At 59.6% G+C, this 3,434-nt stretch carries 8 protein-coding genes and 1 pseudogene; 1 reads left to right on the forward strand and 8 read right to left on the reverse strand.

Going from position 1 to position 3,434, the window contains the following annotated elements:
* Window positions 1-230: glycogen/starch synthase (locus FLM9_RS07400; protein ID WP_180365346.1), on the reverse strand; the 230-nt coding region annotated here is incomplete at its 3' end.
* 65 nt (window positions 231-295) lie between these two features.
* Between FLM9_RS07400 and FLM9_RS07405 the strand changes: the two genes are divergently transcribed.
* On the forward strand, window positions 296-496 hold the full coding sequence (locus FLM9_RS07405; protein WP_074457969.1) for a hypothetical protein: 201 nt from the start codon (window positions 296-298) through the stop codon (window positions 494-496).
* Here the strand turns inward: FLM9_RS07405 and FLM9_RS07410 are convergent.
* The 7 genes and pseudogenes from FLM9_RS07410 to FLM9_RS07435 all read right to left on the reverse strand — a co-directional run.
* The gene (locus tag FLM9_RS07410) at window positions 493-747 is read right to left on the reverse strand and encodes a hypothetical protein (protein WP_074457970.1); all 255 of its coding nucleotides are present in this window, start codon (window positions 745-747) and stop codon (window positions 493-495) included. The genes FLM9_RS07405 and FLM9_RS07410 overlap by 4 nt on opposite strands.
* A 78-nt stretch (window positions 748-825) precedes the next feature.
* Complete coding sequence (locus FLM9_RS07415; RefSeq protein ID WP_074457971.1) at window positions 826-1,209, reverse strand: ferredoxin; 384 nt, start codon at window positions 1,207-1,209, stop codon at window positions 826-828.
* 42 nt (window positions 1,210-1,251) lie between these two features.
* Complete coding sequence (locus FLM9_RS07420) at window positions 1,252-1,638, reverse strand: DUF1257 domain-containing protein (RefSeq protein WP_074457972.1); 387 nt, start codon at window positions 1,636-1,638, stop codon at window positions 1,252-1,254.
* Window positions 1,639-1,653: 15 nt separating this feature from the next.
* A complete protein-coding gene (locus tag FLM9_RS07425) occupies window positions 1,654-1,869 on the reverse strand; it encodes a DUF2997 domain-containing protein (protein ID WP_074457973.1) in 216 nt (71 codons plus the stop codon).
* A gap of 146 nt (window positions 1,870-2,015) precedes the next feature.
* Window positions 2,016-2,795, reverse strand: coding sequence for a HEAT repeat domain-containing protein (locus tag FLM9_RS07430; protein WP_081340279.1), 780 nt, complete (start codon window positions 2,793-2,795; stop codon window positions 2,016-2,018).
* Window positions 2,796-2,849: 54 nt separating this feature from the next.
* On the reverse strand, window positions 2,850-2,975 hold the full coding sequence (locus FLM9_RS08610; protein WP_257243056.1) for a DUF8624 family small hydrophobic protein: 126 nt from the start codon (window positions 2,973-2,975) through the stop codon (window positions 2,850-2,852).
* Window positions 2,976-3,006: 31 nt separating this feature from the next.
* Window positions 3,007-3,434, reverse strand: a pseudogene (locus FLM9_RS07435) (AAA family ATPase); the annotation flags it as partial.

Here is a 3,434-nt window from a genome sequence, read left to right on the forward strand (position 1 = left end):
ATGGGGTGGCGGGTTTCATAGACGGCAAAGTCCGCCCCCATGGCCCTGCCCCGAAACAGGGGCTCAGCGGAAATGGTGAGACGCCGCCAGAGCCTTCCATAGCCCGGCATGATCAACCGCACGTCATGCCCCAGGAGTGTCAGTGCTGCGGGCAGGGAGCCCACCACGTCCCCCATGCCACCCACCTTGATCATCGGAGCGCACTCGGCAGCAGCAAAGAGCACGCGCATGGTCGAATCCTTCACAATCATGTGGCGGGATTACTCTAGGGGCACAGAGTGCTGCCGCCGAGGCCATGGACAGTCCTTTCCCCATTGAAGAACTCAAGGTGCTTTGGGAACGGTTTGAGGGGTCCCCTTTTGCCTTTTGGGACCTGATCTACAGCAAAAGCAAAGACACCGCCACCGTGTCTCGGACCTTGGATCCCCTGCTGGGCCAGGATTCCGACGAGTCTTTTGCGCAACGCATCCTGAAAGCAGCCAAGCGCAGCAGCTAAGCGTTCCGACCGCTAATGTCGCCCCGGCCGCCCCAAGGCAATTTCTGCGATCCAGGGTATCCGCGCAGCAGGCCGGAATCGATCATTAAACCAAGGCCTGTATTGATGACAATCAAACTGGCGGTGCCCAGCCAGAACCAAGGCTGATCCGAACCTTTGTTAATGACGGCCTGGCCAAACAGACAAAGGCCTGCAGGGAGCAATAACACACCTGTTTGCGCCTTCAAGTACCAGATGAGATTGGCATTCATTGTGCCGGTGCAAGTCGATCCGAGTATAGAAATTGTGGTGGGCGTTCATCATTCCCCAACCTTTCCCGGCGCGGGGCCTCAGGTGGATGAGGATTGAGGCCGTTTCCGCTTGCTGGGTGTGGCAAAACCCAGCGCCTGAAACTGCTGCTCTCCCAGGTTCTTGCGCAGCTTGTCCAGGTCTTCGTAGTGGACCCAGTGAATACAGTCCACTGGGCAGGTATCAATGGCTTCCTGGATACGTTGGGTTGAATCTCCGTCTTGGCGAACCGCACGGGAGCGTCCAAAGTCCGGCTCGATCAAAAAGGTGTTGGGACACACGTTGGCGCAGTACCGGCAGCCAATGCAGACGGACTCATCTACCCAAACCACCTTCTCCCGCAATCTGCCGCCCAGCAGGGGCTCCAGGCCTGTTGGGAGGCTGGAGCCATCGGCCGGTGTGGTCAAAGCAAGGGATGGATCCATGGCAGAACACTGTCACCAGTCTTCAGGGATCGGCCTGAGGCGTCAGCCGTTCCAGCGGGTCACCACCAACTCAATGGAGCCGTCGGCTGTGTTGTTTTGCTCACATACCTGGAAACCCTCCTGCTGGGTGGCGGCAAGAACAGTGCGCAGAGCATAGCGCTGGGTGAGTTGGGCAAGGAAGCGATCCACTGGTACGTTCTGGTTCCAAAGTTGCAGGTCCGTCACCAGTTCGTAGCTGCTGCCGTTCCAACGGAAGCCAATGTCGGCACCATTGGGCTGACGGACGGCCAGCTGGGCGTCCACCATCTGCCCGCGATATCCTCGCAGTTGCTGCTGGCCAGCTTCTGGCCGGTAACCCATCTCCGTTAGGGCAGCGACAAGATCGTCGACGTTGCGCAACTCGGTTTTGATGGTGCTGAAGTGGGACATGACGTGGAACAGAAGTCAGGACAACCGGCCAAGAGAAGCGGTCTGAAGCTGGCGCTGGCAGCCCACTGCAGGGGCGTAGTGGTCTTCGGTGGGTGCGCTGCTGATGACAGCTCCAAGCCGGGCCTCAAGATCAGCGGTCAGCTTCTGGCAACTGGCGCCTTTGAGGCCTTGCACTTGCTCTTCCACGCGGCCGTCCGGACGGATCCGGAAGCGAATGGTCTGCAAGGTCATGGGCCAGCTTAAAATCTCTGGTCAAACAATAACCGTTTTTTGCCGTAGTGGAACGGTACCCGGGGGCTTTGGTAACGGAACTCGGGAATCAAAAGATCCTGTAACGAGGCCCTGTAGCATTTTGGCTGGCAAGCCTGCTGATGGCTTCAGTTCAGGAGACCCTCATCCAGGAGGGTCTTGATCTTGGCCATGCTGTCGGGATTGTCCAGTTGCTCAAGGGCGGTGCGGGCATCCTCGGCCACGCCTTGATCCGGTTCTCCCAGCATGGCTTGAATGAGTGCCTGCACCAGGTTGTTCTGCTCGCCGGGATTGTTGCCACAGGCGTCATGGAGACGGCTCAAGCTCCAGGCGCAGTTGCTGCGCACGACGGCATTGTTGTCAATGCGCAGGGCCTCCCTCAGCACCTGGCTGGCCCGCACCGCATCGGCTGGATTGCCAATGGCCACGTCCACAAGGGAACTGGCTGCCCAAAGACGCACCGCGGCAATGTCCGTGGTGAGGGTATGGATCAACGCTTGCAGGACCCCTGTTCCAGGGTAGTTGCCCAGGCTCCAGGCCACGGCCTTGCGAACGAAGCCGTTGCTATCCCACAACAACTGCAACAACGGGGACTCGGCTTCAGGAGTGGGATTGCGGCCCAACGCATAAATTGCACTCATCCGCATGATGGGGCAGAGGTCTTGCAGTTGGGGCAAAAGCAGGGGGATGGCCCGATGGTCACGGTACTCGCAAAAGATGCGCAAGCCCTGCATCACCTCGTCACGTCCGCCTTGCAGGTAAGCAAGACCAACAAGAATCTCAGTATCCGGATCAGGCCGCTCGACAGCAACAGAATCCAGTGGATCCTCAAGAAGATCCTCAGGCTCCAGCGCTTCAGTCAGTAGGCCCGGATCCAGGTCTGTGGTGTGATCGGGAGCCTTATCCATGGGTGCAGGCCCATTTGATGCCGCCATTGTTCCACAATCCGACCCAAACCTGGTTCAAGAGACTGGCGCCGGTGCGACCATATCCGTGGGCAGCCAGATGCGGGCTGAGACAACAAACAGGGTGAAGCCAAACACCAGCACCACGAAGGTCATCAACAGGGCGGCGCGCCAGGAGACCATGGGCGACAAGACGACTCCCTTTATTCTGGCCTCAGCCGTCGAGGGCCCAGGAGGCGGCGCTGGAGGCAGGACGCGCCCTGCCGGAAGCAGCCCACTGTTGAAGAGCCTGCAATTGCTCCGCGGCCGTGCGGGAGAGGGGCACCAGTTGGGCAGCTGCCTGGAGAAGGTCGTTCTGCTGGAGGGGGCGTCCCCCGTCCCCAAAGGCCAGATGCATGGCCTCAATGAGCACCTGCTCCAACTCCGCCCCGGAAAATCCCTGACAACGCTCCGCCAAGGCGTCCAATTCCAGATTCTGCTGGCTGGGTCGCAGGCGCGTCAAGTGGAGCCGCAAGATGTCTTTTCGCTCAGCGAGGGTGGGCAGATTTAGCAGGAAGATCTCGTCAAAACGCCCTTTGCGCAGTAACTCCGCCGGGAGGGCCTCAATCCCGTTGGCCGTAGCCATCACGAAGACGGGGCTTT

This window comes from Candidatus Synechococcus spongiarum (assembly GCF_900047545.1).
GTDB classification, from domain to species: domain Bacteria; phylum Cyanobacteriota; class Cyanobacteriia; order PCC-6307; family Cyanobiaceae; genus Synechococcus_B; species Synechococcus_B spongiarum_C.